Raw genomic sequence first — 20,958 nt, 5'->3', positions numbered from 1 at the left:
CCGTCACGACATTGTGAAATGATTTCGGGGGCGCCAGGCGCCCCCGATACATTTGATTACATGTTCTTCCCTGTCGCCCTCCTTGGCGCGAAGATAAGGATAAGTGCCAATTGTCCTTAGTCGGAGCGCCAGATGGCTTTCTGGAAGCAGTTTCTGATCGTTGTCGGCCTCGTGGTGGCGGGTATCGCTGCCTGGGGCGCCTATGACCCGTCCGCCCGTTCAACCCTGGTTTCTCTCGGCGTGCCCGAGGCCGCGCTGCCCGCCTGGGCCTTCACGGCCAAGGCGGAGGACGCCACGGCTGCCGCGTCCGGCGGCAAGGGACAGCATCAGGGCGGCGGCCAAGGTGGCGGTCAGGGGGCCGGTCAGGGCGGAGGACACCAGGGCGGCGGCGGGCGGCAGGGTGGCGGCTTCGGCGGCCCCGCCCTCGTGATCACCGCGCCGGCCACAGACGCCATCACCGCCGATCGGGTCGAAGCCATCGGCACGGCGGAAGCGGCGCGCACCGTGGCGCTGTTCCCGCGCTCGTCCGGCATGGTCACCGCCGTCCCCTTTGAAGCGGGCCAGCGTGTGGCCGAGGGCGACGTGCTCCTCAAGCTCGACGACGATGTCGAGACCATCGCGGTGGAGACCGCCAAGGTGGCGCTGTCGGATGCTCAGGCCAAGGTGGCGCGCTATGACAAGCTGGTGGCCAACCAGTCCATCGCCACCGTCGACCGCGACACCGCCCTGTCCGACCTCACCAAGGCGCAATTGTCCCTGAAGCAGGCCGAGCTCGACCTGAGCCGCCGCGTCACCCATGCTCCCTTCTCCGGCATCATCGGACTCACCAGCGTCGAGGTGGGCGACATGGTCAGCGCCTCGACCCAGCTGGCGACGCTCGATGACCGGTCGCGCCTCAAGGTGGAGTTCCGCGTCCCCGAGGCCTTTGCCGCCCGCGTCAGCCTCAACGAGACCGTCGCCGTCACCACGCCGTCCCAGCCAGGCAAGTCCTTCGACGGCACCGTCTCCGCCGTCGGCAGCCAGATCGAGGCGGACAGCCGCACGCTGGTGGTGCAGGCGGTGATCGACAATGCCGCCGACCTCCTGCGCCCGGGCATGTCCTTCCTGGTGACGCTGCATTTCCCCGGCGAACACAAGGTCGCCGTGCCCGCCGTCTCCGTGCAATGGGATCGCGACGGCTCCTATGTCTGGCGCATCACCGACGGCAAGGCCGAGCGCGTCGGCGTCACCATCGTCGAGCGCAATGCCGACACGGTGCTGCTGGACGGCCCGCTCGCCGCGGGCGACGCCATCGTCACCGAGGGCCTGCAGGGCGTCAAGGCCGGCGCCGCCGTCCGCCTCGGCACCACCGATCCCTCCGGTGCCGTCACCCCCGTCGCCGATGCCGGCGCTGCGGCGACACCCGGCACGGCTCCAGCCGCCGCCCCCCCGAGCGACGGGACAGCGCCCGCCGACGGCACGCGCAAGCATCACCAGCACGGGCAGGACGCCGCCGCACCGGCCAACGGAGGCTGATCCGATGTCCGCATCCGGCAATACCTTCACCGCCCTGTTCGTGCGCCGCCCTGTGCTGGCGCTGGTGGTCAACGCCCTCGTCGTCGTGGCCGGCCTTGCCGCCTTCCGCGGCATCGAGATCCGCGAACTGCCCAATGTCGACCAGCCGGTCGTCACCATCTCCACCAACTATACCTCGGCCGCGCCGGAGACCGTCGACACCGACGTCACCGCCCAGATCGAGTCCGCCGTCGCCCGCGTCGCCGGCGTCACCGACATTGCCGGCCGCTCCTCCCTCGGCCGCTCGCGCGTGACGGTGCAGTTCTCCGACAGCACCGACCTCAACGTCGCCGCCAACGACCTGCGCGACGCCGTCAGCCGCATCCGCAACAGCCTGCCCGACGACATCGACGAGCCGCAGATCGTCAAGGCCGACGCCGACGCCAACCCGATCCTGCGCCTCGCCGTCACCTCCGACAGCATGCCGATCGAGCAATTGTCCGATCTGGTCGACAACCGCATTTCCGACGTGCTCTCCGCCGTCGACGGCGTCGCCGACGTGCAGGTGTTCGGCGATCGCACACCGATCTTCAAGGTGGACGTGGATCAGGTGGCGCTGTCCGCCCGCGGCCTCACCGTCGCCGACCTCGCCAAGGCCGTCGCCACCGTCTCCATCGACAGCCCGGCCGGGTCGTTGTCCAACCGCGACCTGTCGCTGCTGGTCCGCGCCGACGCCCGCCTCACCGACCCCGCCGCCATCGGCAACCTGATGGTCAACGAGACGACGCGGGTGCGCGACATCGCCTCCGTCACCCTCGGCCCCGACACGGAAGCCTCCGCGCTCAAGATCAACGGTCACACCGGCATCGGCATGGGCATCATCCGCTCGGCCGGCTCCAACACCATCCAGATCTCCAAGGACGTCGCCAAGGCCGTGGCGACGCTGCAGAAGACGCTGCCCGCCGGCGTCTCCGTCAGCGTCACCTCCGACGACGCGCAGTTCATCAACGGTGCGCTGCACGAGGTGATCATGGCGTTGGGCCTTGGCGTGCTCATCGTCATCGGCGTCATCTATCTCTTCCTTGCCAACTGGCGCGCCACGCTCATTCCGGCCATCACCATTCCCATCTCGCTGATCGGCACGCTGGCGGCCATGTGGGCGGTGGATTTCTCGGTCAACATCATCACGCTGCTGGCGCTGGTGCTGGCCACCGGCATCGTGGTGGACGACGCCATCGTCGTGCTCGAAAACATCGTCCGCCGCCGGCACATGGGCATGAAATCGCGCGCCGCCGCCGTGCTCGGCACCCAGGAGGTGTTCTTCGCCGTGCTGGCGACGACGGTGACGCTCGCCGCCGTCTTCGTGCCGATCTCCTTCCTGCCCGGCACTGCCGGGGCGCTGTTCCGCGAGTTCGGCTTCGTGCTGGCCATCGCGGTCGGCATTTCCGCCTTTACCGCGCTCACCTTCGCCCCCATGCTGGCGGCCTATATCCTGCCGAGCGACGAGGTGAAGCCCGGCCATCATCGCCCCGTCATGGCGACGATCTTCGGCGCCGTCGGCCGGCCGCTCGCCTGGGCCTACGGCCGTGTGCTCGGCCTGTGCCTTGCCGCCCCCATGGTGGTGATCGTCATCGCACTCGTCTTCGCCGGCGCCGCCTTCGTCGCCTTCCGCAGCCTGCCCAACGAACTGACGCCCAACGAGGATCGCGGCTCGATCATGCTCAACGTCACCGCGCCGCAAGGCGTGTCGATCGAGGCCATGAGCCGGCAGATGGACAAGGTGGGCGAGATCCTGAAGCCCTATCTCGACAGCGGCGAGGCCACATCCACCTTCGCCATTGCCGGGCGCGGCGACATCAACACCGGCTTCATGATGGTGGCGCTCGCCCCCTGGGACCAGCGCAGCCGCAGCCAGAAGCAGATCGCCGCCGAGATCAACGGCAAGCTCGCCGCCCTGCCCTCGATCCGCGCCTTTGCCATGAGCTCCAACTCGCTCGGCATTCGCGGCGGCGGCCAGGGATTGCGTTTCTCGCTTGTCGGCCCCGATTTTGCGGGACTGGCCACCGAGAGCGACAAGCTGATGGACGCGCTCTCCAAGCGGCCGGAGCTTGCCAACATCCGCCTCGACTATGCACCGACCCAGGCCCAGCTGTCGGTGAAGATCGATCGCGACAAGGCGCAGGATCTTGGCATCGACATCACCGGTCTCGGTCAGGCGCTGCAATCGCTGCTCGACGGGCGCAAGATCGCCACCGTATCGGTCGGCGGCCAGACCATGGACGTCAAACTCGTCTCCAGCGAGCACCCGATCGACGATCCGACCGACCTTTCCAACGTCTTCCTGCGCACCGCCGACAAGCGCATCGTGCCCATGTCGTCGATCGCCACCGTGGAGGAAAGTGCCACCGCACCCGGCCTGTCGCGCGCCGGCCAGCAGCGCGCCGTGCCGATCACCGCCGATCTCGGCCCCGGCACCTCGCTGGCACAGGCCATGATCGTCGCCAATGACGTGGCGGCTCAAGTGCTGTCGCCGGGCTATTCCATCGCCGTCACCGGCGAGGCGGCGGCGCTGGCGCAGACCTCCAAGGGCCTCTCTGCCACCTTCGGCTTCGCGCTCCTGGTGGTGCTGCTCGTGCTCGCCGCCCAGTTCGAGAGTTTCGTGTCGGCGGTGATCATCATCGCCACCGTGCCCTTCGGCCTTGCCGCCGCCGTCTTCGCCATCACGCTCACCGGCGGCACGCTCAACCTCTACAGCCAGATCGGCTTGGTGATGCTCGTCGGCATCATGGCCAAGAACGGCATTCTGGTGGTGGAGTTCGCCAACCAGCTGCGCGACGAAGGCATGGGTGTGCGCAAGGCCATCGAGACGGCAGCGAAGATCCGCCTCAGGCCGGTCACCATGACCATGATCGCCACCGTCGTCGGTGCCGTGCCGCTGGTGCTCGCCTCCGGTGCCGGCGCCGAAGCGCGCGTCGCCCTCGGCTGGGTGCTGGTGGGCGGTCTCGGCTTTGCCACCGTCTTCACCCTGTTCCTCACCCCCACCGTCTACCTGCTGCTCGCCGGCCTATCCAAGCCGCGCGGCACCGAGGAAAAGCGCCTCAAGTCCGAACTGGACGCGGCAGAGGGCCTGCATCTGGCGGAGTGACGGGCGGCAAAGGCGAGCTTAGCGGGGGCCGGTGACTGCTTCGCCGACAAGGCGTAGCTGTCACCCTCGCTGAGGCGGGAGACCCAGCTCGGTCGCGGCTTTCCGCGCAGAAAGTTACAGAAAAACGTCAGCTTTGCCGTCGATCCAGTCACCGGCCCATGTCGCGCCTTTGGCGAACGTATGCTTGTCCAGCACAAGGCCGGCAACTCTGTGATAGTCTTCCAGCTCACGAACACGACGTCCGTCGTGTTTCGACATCCGCGAAATGCCGGTCGACGGGAGCCGCTTCAGATGATCGAGGGAGACGCAATTCAGGCGCTGGCAAGAGCCTGGATTGACCTACATACCACCCATGGGAATTCCGCCAAACAGACTGAATCGGGATGGGCCTACGACCGTATGGACCATCTCGTGCGTGTGCACCCGGACGACGCACTTCTCGTAGCCGACGCCATAATCGCTCTCAATCCCGATGCTCTCCTGCTGGCAAACCTCGGGGCAGGCTCTGTCGAGGATATCTTGGCGATTCACGGCAGCATGATCATCGATAGTATTGAGATGTATGCTCGTCGCTCGGTAACGTGGAAGCGTGTACTCGGCGGGGTCTGGCGCAACAGGATGGAAGAAGCTGTCTGGAAGCGCGTTCAGCTGTTGGCAAGTCCACTTGAGTGATTTTTTGAATTGCCCCCTAAAAGCTTGTTGGGCTTTTCTTCGCCGTGCTGGAGTTGGATCCTACCGCTTTGGCTAGTCTCGATGAAACAACCGATGCTCGATACAACTCTCAGCTTCTACTGCGCGAATGCTGCACACTACGCCGCAGATGGAGATGTGCCCAATCCTCGGCTACATGCCTTTTTGAATCGCTGCCCAAGGCGCGGCCGCATTCTTGAGCTGGGAAGCGGCGGCGGGGTTGATGCCGCGGCGATCCTGCAAGCCGGTTTCGAGCTGGATGCAAAGGATGGCTCGTCGGAACTTGCGGCCATCGCCTCGCATAGGATTGGCCAGCCGGTTCATACCATGCTCTTCGGCGAACTCGCTCCCGTAGAAGAATACGACGGAATATATGCCTGTGCGTCTCTCACCCATGCCCCGCGCTGCGAGCTCGGCGACATACTCACCAAGGTTCACACCGCGCTGATGCGCGGGGGCCTTGTGTGGGCGAGTTTCAAGGCTGGCACCGCAGAAGGCCAGGATCTGCTCGGTCGCACTTACAATTACCTCTCACGAGACGAACTGAAAGCCGTCTGGCACGCGGCGGCCCCGTGGGCCTCTTTGGAAGTGGAAAGCCGGCTGGGCAGCGGCTATGACCGCCATCCGACAGAATGGATAGCGATAACAGCCATTCGCTAACTCGCTTGGGAATGAAGCCAAGCGCAGGTGATCACGTGCCCGCAAGTCTGGCTGTGACCGTCTCCGGAGCGCAGCCCCCCCCTACGCGGGTCGATCCCGCGCAAAAGGTAACAGGAAACACCGGCTTTGGTCGGCTCTATCCAGTCACCAGCCTGCGCCCCCTGCCCCCCTCCCCCTCAGTCACACACCTTCACCATTCCCCGCTTCACGCCCTTGCAAAGCTCTTGCTTGCTGATCCAGCCGGCGTCGAGCACCACGTTCAGGGTGTCGCGGGTGATGGGGATGGGGGTCAGCAGGACGGCGTGGATGGGCAGGCCCTTGGGGCCGCCGCGGAAGACGGAGACGTCGGGCAGGTCGGTGATCTGCTTGCCCTTGGCCAATTGCACCGCGATCTCGCCGGCGCGGCGACCGAGGGCGCGGCTGTCCTTCCAGACCGAAACGGTCTGCGTGCCGAGCGCGACGCGATTGAGCGCGGCCAGGTCGCCGTCCTGGCCCGACACCGGCACCTGGCCGTCGCGGTTCTGGTCGGAGAGCGCCGAGATGACGCCACCGGCCATGTTGTCGTTGGAGACGACGGCGGCATCGACATGATTGCTGTTGGCGACCAGAAACTGACGCATGATGCTGTGGGCGTTGGCCGGCATCCAGCCTTCCGCATTGTCCTTGCCCACCACACTGATCTTGCCGGTATCGATGGCCGGCTTCAGGATGTCCAGCTGGCCGGCATACAGCAACTCGGTGTTCGGGTCGCCCGCGTCGCCCTTGATGAAGACGTAGTTGCCGTCGGGGCGGACGGCCTGCACCGCGCGGGCCTGCTGGCGGCCGACCTCGCGATTGTCGAAGCTGATGTAGAACACCATCGGCTGTTCGATCAGCCGGTCATAGGCGATCACCGGGATGCGCCGGGCGGCGGCCTTGGCCAGCGCGGGCGCGATCAGGTCGGCATCCTGCACCTGGATGACCAGCACGTCGGCCCCGCCGTCGATCAGGCTGTTGATGTCGGTGAGCTGCTTGGCGGCGGAGCTCAGGGCATCCGTCTCCATATAGTGCAGCCCGCCCGCCTCCACCGCCGCCTTGAGGGCGGCCTGGTCGGTGTGCCAGCGCTCCTCGCGGAAATCGCCCCAGCTGACGCCGATGGTGGTGCCCCCCGTGGCCAGGGCATCGGTCGGCCCGACAAGGACCACGACAAGAAGCGAGAGACACGCGACGATCAAGCTCTTCAAGGCCGCTCTCCTGCCATGTCAGGCATCACTGCCGGAAAATGGACGTATTCGAATAAGTTTGAAGGTCAAAAAAAGCGTAGACCCAGACGTGCCAAGGTGTCACTATTGAAACTCAAATACGAAGCCCGTCAAGCCGACAGAACGCCCCGGACAGATGCGAAAGCATTACCTGGAGGTCAGGCAGAACCAAGGATGGAACGGGCCGGGAGGAGAAAGATGATCGCGCCCATGCGGCATTTGCCGTCGTCCAACCGCGTTTTGGGGGGACGGCCATGATCGGGACCATGTCCGGGGTACGTCGAGGCTTGGCCGGTCGCGCCGACAGCGACAATGTGCGGCGCCAGAATCGTTCGCTGGTGCTTTCGGCCCTGCGCCGGCGCTCGCCGATCGCCCGCGTCGAGCTGGGCGCCGAAACGCATCTGTCGCCGGCCACCATCACCGCCATCACCGCCGACCTGATCGCCGAGGGCCTCGTGGTCGCCCGCGACGACGACAGCCTTGACGCCGACGCCGGCGGCGATCGCATCCGCCGCGGCCGTCCGCGCGTGCTGCTGGAACTGTCCGCCCAGGCGGCGCATGTGCTGGCGGTGAAGTTCTCCTACAATCAGGTGGTCCTGCAGCTGGCCGACTTTTCCGGCAAGACCGTCGTCCGCCATGAAGCGGCGCTGCCCACCTTCGGGGAGACGCGCGACAGCTTCCCCAAGAAGCTCGCCGGAGCGATCCGCGACCTCGTCAGCGATTGCGGCCTGACGCTGGACCAGATCGCCGAGATCGCCATCGGCGCGCAGGGCTTCGTCGACACCAAGGCTGGCTCGGTGATGTGGTCGCCGGCTTTCGGCGAGGCCGACGTGCGCCTTGTCGAACCGCTGATGGCCGAGCTGGGCCGGCCCTGCACCCTCTCCAACGACGCCAACATGATCGCCCAGGCGCTGCACGAGGCCGATCCGGTGCTCTATGGCGACACCTTCGCCGTGGTGTTCATCGATTATGGCGTGGGCATGGGCCTGTTCGTCGGGGGCGAGCTGCATCACGGCGCCGCCGGTTCGGCCGCCGAGTTCGGCCACATGAACCACAAGCCGCATGGCCCGCTCTGCCGCTGCGGCCGGCGCGGCTGCCTCGAGGCCTTCGCCGCCGATTACGCCATCTATCGCGACGCCAAGGGCCTGTCGCCCGACACGGTGCCGACCGACGCCCACCCCACCCAGGGCGAGCTGATCGCGCTGGAGGCCGCCGCGCACGCGGGCGACGCGCGCATCCGCGCCGTCTACGAGCAGGTGGGCACCGCCCTCGGCTATGGCCTCGCCCGGCTGATGGCGCTGATCAACCCCAGCCGCATCGTCTTCACCGGCAAGTCGACGCGCGCCTATCCGCTGTTCGCACCGGCGATGATGGCGGCGATCGAGGACGGTCTGGTGGAGGATCTGCGCCGGCACACGGTGATCGAGACGCTGCCCTGGCAGGACGACATGATCATGTCCGGCCTCATCTCCTACATGCTTTCGCGCCTCGACCGCGACGTCTTCTCCACGCCGCAGCAGGCCCGCGCCTTCCGGGGCTGAAGGCCGGTCAGACGGCCCGCAAGCGGGTCGTGCGCAGCACGCCCTTGCGTTCGAGGATGGGATAGGCCACCGCGGCGATATGGGCGTTGATGCGCTTCAAATCGCGGATCACGTCGAGATGGATCGAGCTCGATTCGATCGATTCCAGCGTGCCGTCGCGCAGGCGCGAGACGTGGCTCTGCACCGCCGTCTTCTCGAAATCGCGGATGGCGTCCTTCTTCATGACCAGCTCGCGCGCCATGGCGTCGTCGCGCGTCATGAACACGGTAACGCCCAGACGGATCTGGTCGAGCACGATGCGGTGCAGCTCGCAGATCTCCGCCCAGCCGGTTTCCGAGAAGCTCAGGTGCCGGTCCAGCTTGGTGTCGGCGTGCGCGATCAGCCCCTTGGCGACGATGTCGCCGATATGGCCGAGGTTGGTGGCGAACACGATCAGGTCGAAGCAGGTGTGCGCGTCCTCTTCCGCCAGCGGGTTGCGCGTCAGGCGGGCGAGATAGAGCTTGATGGAATCCTGCAGTTCCGTGATGGCGTTTTCCTGCCCGGCCAGCTGTTCGCGAGTGATACGCGGCGGCGCCTCGAAGATGCCGATCACGTCGCGCAGGATCACCTCCACCATGTCGGCGAGGCGGATCACCTCGCGCGACGCGGCGCCGAGCGCCAGCTGCGGCCGGTCGAGCAGGTCCTCGTCGAGATGCACCGGGGCGGCCGGCGACAGCGCCGTCTTGGGATCGGCCACCAGCCGTTCGAGCAGGCGCGCCGCGCGCGGCACGAAGGGCAGGAACACCAGCGCCAGCACGAGGTTGAAGCCGGTGTGCCAGTTGGCCACCAGCGCCGCCGGCCGCCAGCCGAGCCCTTCGAGCTCGGGCCAGATCGCCGGCATCAGCGCCACTGCCACCAGCGCGCCGGCGATGCGGAAGGCGAGATTGCCATAGAGCACGCGCTTGGCCGCCGGCAGCGCGCCGGGCGACATTTCCAGCGGCAGGATGCCCGAGCCGATGTTGGCGCCCAGCACCAGCGCCAGGGTGAATTCGGGGTTGATGGCGCCGCCGGAGGCCAGCGTCATGAAGAACAGCACCATGGCCACCGAGGAATGCACCATCCAGGTGAGGCCGGCGCCGATGACGAGGCCGATCAGGTTGTCGCCCGAGACGGCGTTGAGCACCGCCGCCAGCGCCGGGGAGTCGCGCAGCGGCAGAGAGGCGGCCACCACCATCTTCAGCGCCATGATCATCAAGGCAAGACCGATGACGATGCGCCCGATCTGCCGGGTGCGCGCCTCGCCGCCGTTCAGAAACAGCAGCACGCCGACGATCAGCAGGATCGGCACCACGCGCGACAGGTCGAAGGACAGCGCCTGCACCACCAGCGTCGAGCCGATGTCGGCGCCGAGCATGAAGGCCAGCGCCGGCGCCAGCTCGATCATGCCGCGCTCGGCGAAGGACACCGCGAGCAGCCCCGCCGCCGCCGAGCTCTGCAGCGCCGTCGCCACCGCAAGGCCCGCCCCGCAGGAGGTGATCGGGCTCCTGGAGGCGCGACGGATGATCAGGCGCAGCGGATGCTCGAAGGCCCTGAGTATGCCGGTCTTGACCATGCGCGTCGCCCAGATGAGCAGGGCGACACCGCCGATGAGGTTGAGGAGCAGTTCGTGCGGCGCCATGGTCAGAAATCCCAGCTGATTGCCTGATACCAAGTGGCATTGAAGATGACTCTTGGCATTCCGTATTCGAATTTCTCATGCCTTTGACGCAAATGAGAAATTCGAATTGTTCTCAATGAGCCAATGCGTCAGCATTCTGGCGAATTGGTATGAGAGGACAATCAAAAGAGTTTAGCCGGGAAATTGTTAGACTTCCCTGAACGAAGCGGCAAGCCCCTTGTCCCGCCCCGTCATGCGACCTTCCCGTCAACGGCCTGGCCCGGCCCCGACGCGCCAGCCGCGCCCCGTCTGCCACAGGGCGAGCCCATCATCCCCCTTGCCCGGGAGCCGCCCCGAGCCCCACCGCTCCCGCAAGCCGCACCTCCGGCCGCCCCGCGCCCTCATAGCGCAAAAGATGGCTCGCGCAGGTCCTGCAATCGCTGCTGCCAAAGCCCGGCATCGCCACCGACCATTCGCCCGCCGCCAGCAGACCCGCCACGACGGCGCATTCCTCGCCGCCGGGAAACCCCAAGGCCTCCATCGCCCCGGCCACCGCCGTCACCCTGTCCACATGCCAATGCGGCTTCTTCTCTGCCCGCAAATGCCGCCCCACCCGCGCGGCGATACCCCCCGGCCCGCGCGCACTGCCGGCATAGGCATACCAACCGGGCGCAAGCACGGCGGAGAGCCGACCGGGGAGCGAGACGGGGAGAGGCGCGTCGAAGCGGAGCAGGAGGGCGTAGGCGCCGGGGGTGGGGAGCATGGATACCTCACTTGCAACGCCACCCTATCAGCCGAAAAGGCGGAGCCTACGCGTGCCGGTGACTGTTTCCGCCGCAGGCGGTAGCTGTCACCCTTTGCACGCCGCAGATCCAAGCCCGGAATTCGGTTCCCGCGCAAGAGGTGACAGCTACGCCGGCTCCGCCGCCGAAACAGTCACCGGCCCCAAAATACCGCCCTACCCGCGCGGCAATCCCCCGGACCGCGCGCGGCCGGCAAAGGCATACCAGCCGGGGGCGTGCACGGCAACGCCACGTCCGGGGAGCGAGACGGGGAGAGGCGCGTCGAGGCGGATGACGAGGGCGTAAGCGCCATGGGTGGGCATGGGAGGTAAGAGATTCCTCAAGGAGATGCCTTCGGATCCTTTTGCCTAATCATCAAAATTGACAGGCTCAAGACTATCGTCTCTCTAATCCAAAGTGCTCTTTGCCACTTTGAAAAGTCGCGTTCTGCCAAGCCAAGTCTGTGCACCGTATAAATACTGCAGGCGATTATTATCGGGCCTTCTAGAACGGCTTAACGCGCAGTCCGTCCAAGAGGGCGTGGAGGGAGGGGCAAATGACGCGCATCTGTTCCAGCAAAGATTCACGAATCATAAATGAACAAGTCCTCTCGAGAGGCACTCTGCGGGACCGTAGGTAAATCACTGATTTCGAAAATCCGCCCGTTCCACACAATCTCAAACTGAGAGAGCTTTGCGTCTAGATAACGCTTGCCTGCCACATCCTTCAGGATTTTACGCGCTTTTGAGGCTGAAGTCGCAGTACTAACCATTCGACCTCCAGTTGCAGTCAAAAACGCCATAATGACTCCAAAAGAGAACGAAATTAAACGAACAGCGATGCTAGATTCAAGCAATAATGGAACAGAGAAAAATACAGCAATAGATATACCAAATACAATTCTTATCATTTTATTCCTGTACATAATACGTGTGACATCATCACATAAGCCTTTGACTGCCATTCGATCATCCTCGCGGAGGGAAGCTATTTTTTCTTCTAAAATCTTTCTTTCTGTATTTCGATCCTCTTCAAATTTCTTTAGCTTTCGCCGTTCTTCTTCGATTTTCTTCCGTGCAGCTCCCCTTTCAGCTGCCACCGCTGCCTTCCCCTTCTCTCGCTCTTCCTCCAGATGCGGCTGGAGCATTTCCTGCCACAAAAGAGGAAAGTTTTCTTCAGTCACGACGTTAGCGAGTCCCAAGGTCTTGTCCATAAGTGCCTGTGCACTTCTGTCTTGAGATATTAAGAGATCGAGTTGGCGAGCCGTTGATTCGTCTTCCATCGCATCTGTCAGCCGCTTCACCGCATTGACCACTCCTGGGCGTATAGCAAGAACCCTCTCACAACTGGAAAGAAGCATGCGTTTCGGGATGTTTAGATCTCTGGCTCCCATACCCGTCCGGAGCCACATTGCCGTTGCGAACGCTCGCCTATGAACAACTGGAGGGACAAAATTACTCGCCCCGTTCTGCATTTCCTGAAACTGTTTGCGTACAATTTGTGCGAGCAGCCCATTCCGCGTCAGTATAACAGCATGCGATTGAAACAAATCGGAAGAGGTTCTGCCGCTTCTCTGTCTCACCGTTAGAGTCGTTATGTCTGCATCATGTTCGCGCGCGTGGAGATTTTCCGCATATCTAAGCTTACTGAATAATTCCTCACGGTCCTCAGTGTCAAAATATCTATGTTCGGAAGGTGTTTGCTCAAGTGTTCGGTATGTCGGCTGGACTCCAAATTCCTGTAGCAACTTTTCGGGAGCCTGCGACGCAGAAACAACATATTCTTTCAATACTTCACGCCGAGCCAGCGCCTGAGCTGTCGGCCCAGTCGGCCGCGGGTTTCTCAACACTGCTATCAAAGCCTGCTTAATTTCCTCTATGCTCTGCCCGAAAATCCTTACTGCGGCCCCCATTCTGATGAGTTCTCTTATGATTGGCTCAATATTGTTTTTTGCATCGGTTCCCGAAACACCTATAAGTTCCATTGCCACAGGGGCATCAACATAAACCACAAGATTTGTCCTTTCCACCGAAGTGGAAGGACTTATAAAATCCTGAACAACTTCCGTTAAAAGACCTATTGATGCAATTTTTGCAAGTATTTCTGAACTTCCGCTATCCTGTTTTATCATCTGCTGCACAAATCTGGCGCACAAAAAATGTTCTTCATCCCTCAGGGTTGTTGTTCGTGGTATTTCTATATTTTTTACTATCTTACCCCCTTCATCTTTTCTAAATACATCCCTAAATTCTATATTTTTCTCACTAAATGCTTCAACATAAAGGAGCCATTCGACCAAAATATCCTCAAACTCTTCCACGTCTCGAGGGATTGTAGTCAGCGGGGTAAGAGCTTCGGAAAATTCCTTAAACTTTTTAGCAATATCCCTCAGTTCATTAGCAATATGACTCTGATTGAGAGTTTCGTCTTCATTTAGGTCAATTGTGATGGTGTAAGTTGTACCGTGTTGGTGAACGAGATCCGCTCTAAGCCAAGCGTGTTTCTCCAACAGAGGCACGAATGCCTCGACAAGATCCGCGTTAAAATTCCACTTGTAAGCATCTCTGATTTCAGCTGAAAGCGAGTGAGGGTTGAGTTTTTCACCAGTGTGTCTTTGAAGTATTGGGGCAAAAAACGGAAGCAAGCTCTCCATAACACTACCAGTGCCATTGCCCAAAGCGGATAGAGCGCCGTACACTCTAACCGCTGTCCTTGTGAGTTGCTTAGCCATGGAAATTTTCGCCCATATATTCAAAGGTTCTCGGTCTCGTGCCAAGACCTTCAATCAAGCTCAGCGATTCACTCCACGTCGATTGCACAAATGCGAAACGTCGAAGCAGTCGCCTACGCCCATTGGTTAATATACTCGCCAACTCCTCGCGAGCAAACAATAACCACTATCTTTAGTTTATTTCTCAGCCTCTCGCACCCTATGCTGCTCTCCACTTCCGCCCCCTCCCCTCAAAACAGCTCCGGCCGCCTCCGCCTCAGCGCCTCCACCAGTACCAGCGTCTTCAGGTCCGACAGCATCATCGCGTCGGACAGCTCCGCCAGTTGGCTAAGCGGGATTTCCAGCACTTCCAGTTCCTCGTGTTCCTCGGCCATGCCGCCGCCCTTGCCGCGGGGGGCGGTGGGGTCGATCTCGGCGAGGTAGAGCCAGACGCGTTCGGTGACCGAGCCGGGGGAGGAATAGGGTTTGCCGAGGAAGTCCACTTGCCCGAGCGTGACGCCGGCTTCCTCCCAGGCTTCGCGGCGGACGGTGGTCTCGCCGGTTTCCCCGGGGTCGACGAGGCCGGCGATGACTTCCAGCGTCAGGCCGTCGCCGCCGTCGAGCAGCACGGCGGCACGGCGCTGGCGGACGAGGACGGCGGTGCGGCGGACCGGGTCATAGGCCAGCACGCCAGCGCCGTGGCCGTGGTCATGCACCTCGCGCACCACCACGGCGGGGGTGCCGTGGATGGTGGTGTCGAAGCGGGCGACCTCCAGCGTCAGCCAGCCGTCGTAGACCACCTTGCGGTCGCGCAGCGTCATGGGCGGCAGATGGCTCGGGGGCAGGTCCTGGGTCACGGTCTTGAGCTCCGGCGGCGGGGATTTTTGGGTGATGCGCGGCCCGACATGGTCGCGCGACATGTTCTATGGCGTTGTGTTCCTTAAGGGCGACGTTGGCTCCTGTCTCACCGGGCGCCGTGCGACATGTCCGCCTGGCGTCTTGCGTCCTCGGCCACCAGGGCCTTGTAGAGCGCGCGGATGCGGCGGACCATGGGGCCGGGGCGGCCATCGCCGATGGTGCGGCCGTCGATCTCCACCACCGGGGTCTGCGCGCCGAAGGTGCCGGTGACGAAGGCCTCGTCGGCGCCATAGGTGTCGAGAAGCGAATAATTGCGTTCGAAGACGGGGATTCCCGAGGTTTTACAAGCCTCTATCACCTTGGCGCGGGTGATGCCGTTCATGGCATAGTCGCCGGTGGAGGTCCACACAGCGCCCTTGCGCACGATGAAGAAATTGGTGGAATTGCAGGTATTGACGAAGCCATGCGGGTCCAGCATCAAGGCTTCGTCGCCGCCAGCCTTGAGCGCCTGGATCAGCGCCAGGATGCAATTGAGTTTCGAGTGAGAATTGAGCTTGGGGTCCTGGCTGTCCGGCGTCTGCCGATGCACATGAACCGTGAAAAGGCGAAGGCCTTTTTCTATGGTGGCCTCGGAGGCAACCTTGTATTCTGGGATGATGACTATGGTTGGACCATAGACCGACAGGCGCGGATCCTGGAAGGGATTTTTCTTCTTGCCGCGGGTGACCATCAGGCGGATATGCGCGCCGTCGGTCATCGCGTTGATGGCAAGGGTTTCATGGAGGATGCGCTTCATCTCCGCCGGGGAGAGGCCAATGTCCAGGTCGATGGCCTTGGCCGCCTCGAACAATCTCGCCATGTGATCGTCGATGAAGGCGACATGGCCATTGTAGAGGCGAAGTCCTTCCCAGACACCGTCGCCCATCATGAAGCCGGAATCATAGACCGAGATCTTGGCTTCGTCGCGGCTATAGTATGTGCCGTTGACGTAGATCTTGATCTGTTCGTTGCGGCTGTCCTCGGCGCTGTCGTGGGTACTGACGCTTTTGGTGAGGAGTTCGGTCATGCGGCCCCCGGTTCGGTTTGTCGGGGAGCAGCCTATAGCGGGCAACCGGTCTTGGGAAGCGGGACGGGGACGGATCGCAGTCCCGCTTCTGTTTCAAGGGGTTACGGCTTGCCGAGCGCGGCCAGCGCTTCTGCTTCTGCCGCCTTGTCCATGGCCGGACCGGCGTCGATGGAGCTCAGGTAGTTGCTCAGCGCCTCGTCGCCGGAGGCGGTGTCATAGCCCTCGGTCGCCTTGGGCGCCGGGCCGACCATGGCAAAGCGCACCTGCCAGCTTGTCCCCGCCCGGCAGGCCACCGCCTGGGTGCGGCTGTCGGGATCGGTCAGGTCGAAGCTGCGGCAGAGTTCGCCGCCCTGGCCGGCAAAGCTCTCCACCGCGGTCATGGCGGTGTTGCCGAGGTGGGCGGTGTCGCCGGAGGCCAAAGTCGCCAGCTTTTCAACCACTTCCGGGTGGTCGAGTTCGGCGAGGTTCATCTCCATCGCGCTTTTCGATTGCCAGCCGAAGGTGCCGTAGACGATGCCGACGGCCGCCACAACGGCAGCGGCGGCGGCCATCATCGAGCGCAGGAACGGCCTGCCGCCCTCGGTCTTGCGCGGGAAGGCGACCACGTTGTCGGCCGCCGGCAGAACCGGACCGGAGCGTTCGCGGAAGGCCGCCATGTCCGCCTCGATCGCCTTGCGCAGCGCTTCGGGCACCTCGACATCCGCGGGCGCGGCATAGGCCGCCTTGGCGAGGCGGCGGCTGCGCAGGAAGGCGACCACCCGGGCGCTGATGGCGGGATCGGCGCCCATGGCCATCTCGACCCGGCGGGCGGCTGGTTCGTCCAACTCGCCGTCGGCGTAGGCCATCAGGATTTCGTCAGTGAAATCAACGAGCGTCATGATACGCACCCTTCATTTCTCGTGGCGGACAGGCGGAGGTCAGCCCGTGCGCGCCGTCAGGTCCGACAGGCGCTGTCGCGCCCGGGCCAGCCTGCTCATTACGGTTCCCAAGGGTATGCCGAGCACTTCGGCAGCCTCGCGGTAGGCCATGTCCTCGACGCAGACCAGGAGGAGCACTTCCCTCTGGTCCACCGGCAGGCTGTCGATCGCCCGCCGCACTTCGTCGAAGGACAGACGCTCCATGGCCGCCTCTTCTCCTCGTTCACCCACCAGGTTGAGCGCGGTCTCGTCGTCATCCAGCGAAGCATGCTGACGCGACCGGCGCAGTTCGTCGATCCAGCAATTGCGCAGAATCCGGAACACCCAGGCATCGAAGCGCGTTCCCTGCATCCAGCCGTCGGCGCCCGCAAGGGCTTTCAGACAGGCCGACTGCACGAGATCATCGGCCTGGACGGCCGACTTGCACAGCGACAGCGCGTAGCGGCGCAGGCGCGGCAGCAACTGGATAAGCTCGGTTTCCACGGGATGAGCCATCGCGGCTCCTTGATTGTGATCTGCTTCGTTAACGGGCGTTGACGATGTTTATTCCCGTGCTGCGGCAGTCGGCTGCGGATATTTTCCCGATCAATGGATTATAAGTGTTTCCCGATCGTTTCATGTTTCAGGGATTGTCCGGAAAAGATCTGTTTCGACAGCATTCGGACTGTGATTGCAGGGCAATCCTGCAGCAAGCGAACGGGTTGGGGGCGGCAGGAAGATGAAGAGCAGCAAGGAAAAATGGCGTCTCGGTCTGTTGCTGGCCAGCGTGAGCATCGTCATGCCGCTTCGCCTGGAGATGCGCGTCGACGACGAGATGCACGCCTTTTCGCTGATCGCCGCAAGCCGTGCCGTCGCATCCGAGACTGACACCTCGCGCAAGGACGACGGCGAGGACGACAGTTCGGACGACAACAGCTCCGATGATGGTGGGTCGGATGACGGTGGTTCGGATGGCGGCAGCTCCGACAGCGGCGGGTCCGACAGTGGCGGGTCCGACGGCGGCAGCTCGGACGATGGCGGATCCGACGATGGCGGCGGGTCCGATGATGGCGGATCGGACGACCACGGGTCCGACGACCATGGCTCCGATGACGGTGGCACGGATGACAGCAGCGCATCCACGACGTCCGGCTCGACCGAAAGCCATTCGGGCAAGGTCCCCAAGGATGTGGCCGAACGCAGCGATCACGTGGAAGACAGCCATGACTATGTGAAGGGGGAGTTGCTCGCCAGCGGCCTCAGCCGCAACGATCTCGCGCGCCTTGCTGCCAAGGGCTATACCGTCCGGACATCGACCGGAACCGCCTTGCGCAAGGCCACCGTGGCACTGAGCGCGCCCAAGGGCGTCAGCGTGCGCGAAGCGGCCAGCGAGGTGGCCACCCTCAGCCGCAGCGCCGTGGTCGCCGCCAATGACTTCTATTATGCCGATGCGGGCCAGGACAAAGGCTCCGACCGCTTTCTCGGCAGCAACCTCGTCGGCTGGTCGCCTGTGCTGACGCCGCAGTGCGGGCATCTGCCGCTGATCGGCATGATCGATACCACCGTCGACACCCATCATCCCGATCTCGCCGGCGCCTCGATCGAGACATTCGAGAACAGCAAGGCCAAGGCCGATCCGTCCGATGCCGGCCATGGCACGGCGGTCGCCTCGCTGCTGGTCGGGCGGCGCGGGGGCGGCACCGCCCTGTTGCCGAATGCGCATATCGTTGCCGTCAACACGTTCTTCCGCGACGACAGCAACAAGGATCGCACCGACACGGTCGGGCTTGTCCAGGCGATCGACTATCTGGTCAGTCGGCATGTGGGCGTGATCAACCTCAGCCTGTCCGGGCCGCCCAATGCGGTGCTCGAGGCCGCCGTCGATGCGGCTGTGAACGCGGGTGTCGTGGTGGTGGCGGCCGCCGGAAACGGCGGGCCCTCGGCTGCGCCGGCCTATCCCGCCGCCTATGCACCGGTGGTGGCGGTGACCGCAATCGATCGCAAGATGAAGGTCTACCGGCAGGCCAACCAGGGCAGCTATGTGGACGTGGCCGCGCCCGGCGTGAATGTCTGGGTCGCCTCGGCGGGCAAGGGCGAACAGGCGCGCTCGGGCACGTCCTTTGCCGCGCCCTTCGTCACTGCCTCGGTGGCGCTGCTCAGGGCCGAGCGCCCGGGACTGTCGCCGCGCGAAGTCTCCAAGGCGCTCGCCACGTCCGCGCGCGACCTCGGCACGCCCGGCGTCGACCGGGTCTACGGGGCCGGCCTGCTGCAGGCGGATCGGGGCTGCTTTGTCAGCCAGCCCTCGAATGCCGTGGTCGCCGGTTCACCGGACGACGCCGCCATTCGGCCGGCGGGGCAGTGACCGGTCACGGGGGCGGACGTCAGTCGCCGCCCTTCTTGCGCACCGTGAAGCCGCGGCTGGGGTTATAGCCCCAGACCGCCAGCGCCAGGAACAGCACCAGCGTCACCCCCACTACGATCAGCGACCGCGGTTCGGCCTTCATGTAGAAGGCAAAGCGCAGGGCCTCCACCGCATAGGTGAAGGGGTTGAGCTGGCACAGCTGCCAGACCCAGAAGCTGCTCTCGCGCATCTTCCAAAGCGGATAGAGCGCCGAGGACAGGAAGAAGGTCGGGAAGATGATGAAGTTCATCACGCCGGCGAAATTCTCGAGCTGGCGGATGGTCGACGACAGGAACATGCCGAGCGATCCCAGCATCAGTCCGGACAGAACCAGCACCGGCAGAACCGTCACATAGCCCCACATGGGCGCCTTGGTCCCGAACAGGGCTGCCACCGCCAGGAAGGCATAGGATTGGATCACCGACACCAGCGCGCCGGCGAACAGCTTTGCCGCCAGGATGAACCAGCGCGGCAGGGGCGTGGTCAGCAGCACGCGCATCGAGCCCATCTCACGGTCATAGACCATGGACAGCGACGACTGCATGCCGTTGAACAGTTGGATCATGGCGATCAGGCCGGGCACGATGTAGACGTTGTATTCCACATAGGTCTGGTAGGGCGGCTGCATGGAAAGGCCGAGCACGGCCCGAAAGCCGGCAGCAAAGATGATCAGCCAGACCAGCGGGCGCACCAGTGCCGAGAAGAAGCGTTCGCGCTGGTGGAAGAAGCGCAGCACCTCCCGCGAGACGATGCCCATGAAGGCGCGATAATAGACTTGGGCCTTCATTCTGCGTCCCCCCGCTTGGAGCCGATCAGCTTGGCGAAAGCGGCGTCGAGCGTCGCTTCGCCGACGGACGCGCAGACCTCGTCGGCAATGCCGTTGGCGACCACGCGGCCGCGGTGCAGCACCACCAGATCGTCGTCGGGCCAGACCTCGTCGATCAGGTGGGTGGTCCAGAGCACGGCCAGGCCGCGCGTGCGGGTCAGCTCATGCACGTGATCGACGATCACCTTGCGCGTCGGGACGTCGAGACCGACAGTCGCCTCGTCGAGCACCACGACCTTGGGATCGTGCAGCAGCGAGCGGGCGATCTCGACGCGGCGGCGATGGCCGCCATTGAGCGCGCGCACCTTCTCGTCCACCCGCTCATACATCGAAAGCCGACTAAGCTCCTCCTCGATGCGACGGTCGCAGTCGCGACGGGACATGCCGCGCAGATAGCCGAAATAGCGCAGGTTCTGCCTGACGCTCAGATCGAGATCCAGCGTGGTCTGCTGGAACACCACCCCGAGCGGGGCCAAGGCACCGGCGCCCGCCTTGGCAACGTCCAGGCCGCAGATGTGCACCGAGCCGACGCGAGTGTCGAACAGGCGGGTGATCAGCGAAAACAGGGTGGTCTTGCCGGCACCGTTGGGGCCGAGCAAGGCGGTGAACCGCCCTTGCCGGGCCATGAAGCTCACATCTTCCAGCGCGTTCTTGCCGGAATAGGAGAATGTCAGTCCCCGAACTTCGAGCGCCGCTTCCTTGGGCTTGTCGTCGACCACTCTAAACCTCCACAGGAACCGCTCTCTCCGCCAGCACCCTGGCCAGCGCGGGATGGCACCTTCAGCCGTTGTTCTTGCCGTTGTCCGGCTGCTCGCCATATTCGCAATGCCACGGACCTAGCTTCCAACCCGGATTGGCGGCTTGCCATTGCGCAATATAAAACTGTGCATCGAGAATACATTCGTTCAGCGATTCATAGCTTTCGAACTGGATCCGGTGCTCCCGGCAGGAATTCGGATCGCTCAGAAGGCAGATGCCCATGACGATGTTGAACAGATTCATGTGGTCCTCC

18 protein-coding genes are annotated in these 20,958 nt (G+C 63.6%); 6 read left to right on the top strand and 12 right to left on the bottom strand.

The genetic code is table 11. The features are described from left to right. Window positions 1–132: 132 nt before the first annotated feature. The 4 genes from L2I41_RS03565 to L2I41_RS03550 all read left to right on the top strand — a co-directional run bounded on the left by L2I41_RS03565 (window position 133) and on the right by L2I41_RS03550 (window position 5,989). Window positions 133–1,515, top strand: a complete 1,383-nt coding sequence (locus tag L2I41_RS03565) for an efflux RND transporter periplasmic adaptor subunit (protein ID WP_237152135.1) — start codon at window positions 133–135, stop codon at window positions 1,513–1,515. 4 nt (window positions 1,516–1,519) lie between these two features. Then, on the top strand, window positions 1,520–4,639 hold the full coding sequence (locus L2I41_RS03560) for an efflux RND transporter permease subunit (protein WP_237152134.1): 3,120 nt from the start codon (window positions 1,520–1,522) through the stop codon (window positions 4,637–4,639). A 291-nt stretch (window positions 4,640–4,930) separates the two neighbouring features. Beyond that, window positions 4,931–5,311 carry a DUF6869 domain-containing protein gene (locus tag L2I41_RS03555; RefSeq protein WP_237152133.1) on the top strand — a complete coding sequence of 127 codons (381 nt, stop codon included), beginning with the start codon at window positions 4,931–4,933 and terminating at the stop codon, window positions 5,309–5,311. Window positions 5,312–5,404: 93 nt separating this feature from the next. Beyond that, window positions 5,405–5,989 carry a methyltransferase domain-containing protein gene (locus L2I41_RS03550; RefSeq protein ID WP_237152132.1) on the top strand — a complete coding sequence of 195 codons (585 nt, stop codon included), beginning with the start codon at window positions 5,405–5,407 and terminating at the stop codon, window positions 5,987–5,989. Window positions 5,990–6,165: 176 nt separating this feature from the next. On the opposite strand, the gene L2I41_RS03545 is transcribed toward L2I41_RS03550, so the two are convergent. After that, window positions 6,166–7,212: a substrate-binding domain-containing protein gene (locus tag L2I41_RS03545; RefSeq protein WP_390633772.1), complete on the bottom strand. Its 1,047-nt coding sequence runs from the start codon at window positions 7,210–7,212 to the stop codon at window positions 6,166–6,168. Window positions 7,213–7,484: 272 nt separating this feature from the next. On the opposite strand from L2I41_RS03545, the gene L2I41_RS03540 reads away from it, so the two are divergent. Next, the gene (locus tag L2I41_RS03540; RefSeq protein WP_237152131.1) at window positions 7,485–8,771 is read left to right on the top strand and encodes an ROK family protein; all 1,287 of its coding nucleotides are present in this window, start codon (window positions 7,485–7,487) and stop codon (window positions 8,769–8,771) included. Window positions 8,772–8,778: 7 nt separating this feature from the next. On the opposite strand, the gene L2I41_RS03535 is transcribed toward L2I41_RS03540, so the two are convergent. From L2I41_RS03535 to L2I41_RS03500, 8 genes are all read right to left on the bottom strand, one after another. Continuing rightward, window positions 8,779–10,428, bottom strand: coding sequence for a Na/Pi cotransporter family protein (locus L2I41_RS03535; RefSeq protein ID WP_237152130.1), 1,650 nt, complete (start codon window positions 10,426–10,428; stop codon window positions 8,779–8,781). 307 nt (window positions 10,429–10,735) lie between these two features. Further along, window positions 10,736–11,170, bottom strand: a complete 435-nt coding sequence (locus L2I41_RS03530) for a GIY-YIG nuclease family protein (RefSeq protein ID WP_237152129.1) — start codon at window positions 11,168–11,170, stop codon at window positions 10,736–10,738. A 195-nt stretch (window positions 11,171–11,365) separates the two neighbouring features. Beyond that, on the bottom strand, window positions 11,366–11,512 hold the full coding sequence (locus L2I41_RS03525; RefSeq protein ID WP_237152128.1) for a GIY-YIG nuclease family protein: 147 nt from the start codon (window positions 11,510–11,512) through the stop codon (window positions 11,366–11,368). Window positions 11,513–11,772: 260 nt separating this feature from the next. Continuing rightward, window positions 11,773–13,920, bottom strand: a complete 2,148-nt coding sequence (locus L2I41_RS03520; RefSeq protein WP_237152127.1) for a hypothetical protein — start codon at window positions 13,918–13,920, stop codon at window positions 11,773–11,775. Window positions 13,921–14,150: 230 nt separating this feature from the next. Continuing rightward, a complete protein-coding gene (locus tag L2I41_RS03515) occupies window positions 14,151–14,819 on the bottom strand; it encodes an NUDIX domain-containing protein (RefSeq protein WP_237152126.1) in 669 nt (222 codons plus the stop codon). A 44-nt stretch (window positions 14,820–14,863) separates the two neighbouring features. Beyond that, on the bottom strand, window positions 14,864–15,823 hold the full coding sequence (locus L2I41_RS03510) for an aminotransferase class IV (protein ID WP_237152125.1): 960 nt from the start codon (window positions 15,821–15,823) through the stop codon (window positions 14,864–14,866). A 101-nt stretch (window positions 15,824–15,924) separates the two neighbouring features. Beyond that, window positions 15,925–16,701: an anti-sigma factor family protein gene (locus tag L2I41_RS03505; RefSeq protein WP_237152124.1), complete on the bottom strand. Its 777-nt coding sequence runs from the start codon at window positions 16,699–16,701 to the stop codon at window positions 15,925–15,927. A gap of 39 nt (window positions 16,702–16,740) precedes the next feature. Then, a complete protein-coding gene (locus tag L2I41_RS03500; protein WP_237152123.1) occupies window positions 16,741–17,235 on the bottom strand; it encodes an RNA polymerase sigma factor in 495 nt (164 codons plus the stop codon). A gap of 223 nt (window positions 17,236–17,458) precedes the next feature. On the opposite strand from L2I41_RS03500, the gene L2I41_RS03495 reads away from it, so the two are divergent. Continuing rightward, entirely contained in the window at window positions 17,459–19,081 is a 1,623-nt protein-coding gene (locus L2I41_RS03495) for a S8 family serine peptidase (protein WP_237152122.1), read from the top strand. 19 nt (window positions 19,082–19,100) lie between these two features. Here the strand turns inward: L2I41_RS03495 and pedC are convergent, their stop codons facing one another. The 3 genes from pedC to L2I41_RS03480 all read right to left on the bottom strand — a co-directional run bounded on the left by pedC (window position 19,101) and on the right by L2I41_RS03480 (window position 20,948). Next, window positions 19,101–19,907, bottom strand: a complete 807-nt coding sequence (gene pedC, locus L2I41_RS03490) for a lanthanide ABC transporter permease protein PedC (RefSeq protein WP_237152121.1) — start codon at window positions 19,905–19,907, stop codon at window positions 19,101–19,103. Further along, a complete protein-coding gene (pedB, locus tag L2I41_RS03485) occupies window positions 19,904–20,665 on the bottom strand; it encodes a lanthanide ABC transporter ATP-binding protein PedB/LutE (RefSeq protein WP_237152120.1) in 762 nt (253 codons plus the stop codon). The genes pedC and pedB overlap by 4 nt, the downstream gene beginning before the upstream one ends. Window positions 20,666–20,726: 61 nt before the next feature. Continuing rightward, a complete protein-coding gene (locus L2I41_RS03480; RefSeq protein ID WP_237152119.1) occupies window positions 20,727–20,948 on the bottom strand; it encodes a hypothetical protein in 222 nt (73 codons plus the stop codon). Between the last annotated feature and the right edge of the window lie 10 nt (window positions 20,949–20,958).

The organism is Oryzibacter oryziterrae, assembly GCF_021864535.1.
GTDB classification, from domain to species: Bacteria; Pseudomonadota; Alphaproteobacteria; order Rhizobiales; family Pleomorphomonadaceae; genus Pleomorphomonas; species Pleomorphomonas oryziterrae.
Note: the sequence above shows the minus strand (reverse complement) of the source record. Positions and strands in the feature narration are given on the sequence as shown.